Source organism: Bartonella sp. AP88XZML, from assembly GCF_042195565.1.
GTDB lineage: Bacteria > Pseudomonadota > Alphaproteobacteria > Rhizobiales > Rhizobiaceae > Bartonella.
Genome location: NZ_JBHIOQ010000028.1, coordinates 1 through 3,278, shown reverse-complemented (window position 1 = coordinate 3,278; position 3,278 = coordinate 1). Strand labels below are relative to the sequence as shown.

Sequence of the window (3,278 nt, the reverse complement as noted above, 5' to 3'; positions counted from 1 at the left end):
AACCCACCTTGAACGTGCATTAGCTTTAGCCAAAGAAGTAGCAAAGGTGAAGCAAGTGAGCTACGCTTTGATTGAACGGGTAGCAAAAGATTTTGATGATCACTCAGAGCTTTCTAGCGAGGAATAACCTCGCTCTTGGAAGGAGAGTTTATTTAAGTCTATTTAGAACAAAGAATAAATTGATTATTTTGAAAAAATTGAGGGGATTATGAATCATGAAATGGATAAAGAAAAAAAGTATGGGGGCAGCTGAGCCGGTGGAATTTAAAAGTCAAAAAGTTTATCAGGAAGATGAACTGTTTGAGCCCGAAACAGTTTCTTCTTGGAAAGAAGAAGGACAGATAGTAACGGGTACAAATGTGGAAAGAATGGTATCAGGAAGAGCACCTATTGGAGTCGATTTTAGACCTATTATGTTACATCCTGTGACACAAGAACAAGATAGTCCTCTCGTTGAGGTTCTCTACTCATTTTATCAAGGCAGGAGTTTGGTTGCTCCTATGAATCCAAAGACAAATTTTATCAGAAAAGTTATTTGTTGGATTTCAAAAAAAATTCCTAAGTAGGAAAAAAGAAAGAGTAATTATTGCAAATATTGAAATAATATCCCTAAAAGGCGCTCTCTAAACTTTAATGATCACCTCCTTTAATTCCATCATATATTGTAAATGCGAGATGATTGTACAGAGACAGATGAGAAAAGAGCTCCGTCAAGAACATATCTCTTATGATTTTATCAATCTCATCTCAATTCCATTGGCTATAGTAGAAAAAGATTGATCATTAGGAGCACTCATTATGAGTAAAAACACGCTGTGACTTATGGAGAAAAATTTATGAAAAGTTATACTTTATCAGATGTTGCACAATATGTTGATATGCATAGTCATGTTATTAATTTTGGTACTCAAGATAATGCCCCTGATGATGTACGGATTAAAACAGCTGAGAACACTCTTGGTTTACAATTTACCTCTTCCTATAAGAATTTTTTAAAAAATTATGGAGGAGGAGAAATTGGAGGTGAAGAAATATTCAGTATTTATGAAATCTGTGCAGGTATTCCTGCTGGTGATATTGTTTACCGAAATTTGCTCGATAGAAGAGATGGCTTTACGGACCCCAAACAACTTGTTATCTGCACAACTGATTTTGGTGAAACCTTTTATTTTGATTATAAGCAGTTTCGGGATGGTGAATGCCCACTCTATCTCAAGTATACATCTGAAGATTCTGAATATTACGCAAGTAATTTTTATGAATTTCTCTGTAAAAGAATTAAAGAGTATGCAGGGGAAGATTCATGAAAACTTATACCTTAGATGATGTTATACAACTAGTTGATAAATAGAATAATTGCGATTTATTGCTTGTTATGAAAACATCTAAAAAGAGATTGATCATTATAAAGATTAGAAAAATCCCTTTTAATAGACCGTGTCAGTGTTGTCAGTTCTTTTTAGAGCCTATATTATTTTTTTAATGAGAGAAAATTAAAATGAATATATTTCAATAGGTTATAATTTTAATGATGCAACCTTTATTAAAAGACAACCCATAAATTCAATTCATAATATATATTTGTCAGTTATATGTCAGTAAATTGAACTGACAAAATAGATTATTTTAGTGAGTGATTAAAATGTGCTTTATGAAAAGCATATAATCCTTTAAAGCCTTTCAAAAGATAGTTTGTAACTCATAAGAAATGCTATCAAGATCCTTATGGTTGTTAGTTTTGAAGATTTTGAGTATTTTGAGGGTTCCTTTTACTCCCCTTTATATATTTTTTTCAATAAAAAAATAAAAGTTATTATATTTCAATATATTAGCATTTTAGAGATACAGTCTATATTAAGATGCAACCTATAAATACAACCCATGGTATATTTTTGAAGGTATTTTGAGGGTTTGAGAAACATTCAAAACCTATAAGTAATATAAGAAAATGAATATACATAACCCTCTTTAAATAAAGCTTCTGATAACAATAAAGCACTCATTTTAGATTACGGTTTAATCTTTTAAAGGCAATGTAAAAGAAGCGTATTCACTTTAAGATGGGATTTCTTAAAAGTCTTAAAGCAATTCAAAGTAGAGTATTTAAAAGTGTAAGTTTCTTCTTTTTAGAATAATGCATATAAACACTCCTTTTAAAGATTGTATCTAATCAACTTAACAAGAGAGGTATAGATTATGGTTATAAGATTCTATACCCCTTTGTGAGTTTAGCAAGCCAAGTCTATTCAGTTTCTCTAATTTCTAATTTTGGTAAGTTCTTAACAATTTTCATTGTCTCTAAACTTACGGTAATAACCCTCTGAAATAACTCTAGAGGGTAGGCATGGTTGCCAATGGTTTCAACAGCATAACGATTGGCATCATTAACAATGCCACTCTTTTTATCAGTCTTAACACATTGACGCCCCATAACCCATTCAAGAGCGGGTTTACCATTAACGATATACTCACAAGCGTCAAGAGGGATATCTGTTATTGTGATATTGTTATTATAAATAACAGTGGTTTTATCTTTCTCTTTACCTGCTTTTGCGAATTTCATTTCAGTCACGTAATAGAATTTTTCTGGATTAGAGATCTCTGTAACTTTTGGATTACCTTTTTTAAAGGTTACGGGATAAGGTTTTACAGTTTCATAATTCACGTGCAAATGATCCAGTTCACGCCCTGTTACAACAGAGCTCCGTTTTCGTATAAGGGGTTTAAGTCTCTTCAAAAGAATTAAAACGAAGCTTATTAAATCCATTTTGAATGAATTGAGAAAAAAGGCAGAAAACTGCTAAAAAAGCCGATATTTTTTCAAAAGGGTTTTTAAAGGTACTTATCCACAGCCCATGACATGGGATAAGATCAGCAAACTAGTGAAATTTGCTGTTCGTTTTATGGAAAAAAGACAAATTTGATATGTGCTTTTAAGATATCATAATGAGTATTTTGATAGGTTTTATGAGTCACTAAAATAGTCTATTTTGTCAGTTCAATTTACAGACACAAACTGACAAATGTATATTATGGATTGTATTTAAGGTTGTATTGTCGATATAGGTTGTATCGTTAAAATACTAACATATTGAAATATAATGTTTTTAATTTTCTCTCATTTAAAAAAATAATATAGGAGCTAGAATGAACTGACAACACTGACAGCACTGGACAAAACTCTTCTGTTCAGATCGCTCAGATCATTGTCTTTGGAGAAAAGTTCTTTGATGAAAATGCCATTAAATATAACTTATTAGAAAATCAAGACTTTGTTT

The 3,278-nt window shown here is 31.4% G+C and carries 2 protein-coding genes and 1 pseudogene; 2 read left to right on the top strand and 1 reads right to left on the bottom strand.

Features of this window, described 5'->3' with window-relative positions:
• Window positions 1–215 precede the first annotated feature (215 nt).
• The gene (locus tag ACFIK2_RS02110; RefSeq protein ID WP_375618707.1) at window positions 216–566 is read left to right on the top strand and encodes an HNH/ENDO VII family nuclease; all 351 of its coding nucleotides are present in this window, start codon (window positions 216–218) and stop codon (window positions 564–566) included.
• Window positions 567–836: 270 nt separating this feature from the next.
• Window positions 837–1,307: an SMI1/KNR4 family protein gene (locus ACFIK2_RS02105; RefSeq protein WP_375610943.1), complete on the top strand. Its 471-nt coding sequence runs from the start codon at window positions 837–839 to the stop codon at window positions 1,305–1,307.
• A 935-nt stretch (window positions 1,308–2,242) separates the two neighbouring features.
• Here the strand turns inward: ACFIK2_RS02105 and ACFIK2_RS02100 are convergent.
• Window positions 2,243–2,698: pseudogene (locus tag ACFIK2_RS02100) on the bottom strand (type ISP restriction/modification enzyme); the annotation flags it as partial.
• Window positions 2,699–3,278 lie beyond the last annotated feature (580 nt).

Bases quoted from the DNA above. Each gene is read 5' to 3' on its own strand.
- ACFIK2_RS02110 (WP_375618707.1), top strand. From the start codon at position 216: ATGAAATGGATAAAGAAAAAAAGTATGGGGGCAGCTGAGCCGGTGGAA.
- ACFIK2_RS02105 (WP_375610943.1), top strand. From the start codon at position 837: ATGAAAAGTTATACTTTATCAGATGTTGCACAATATGTTGATATGCAT.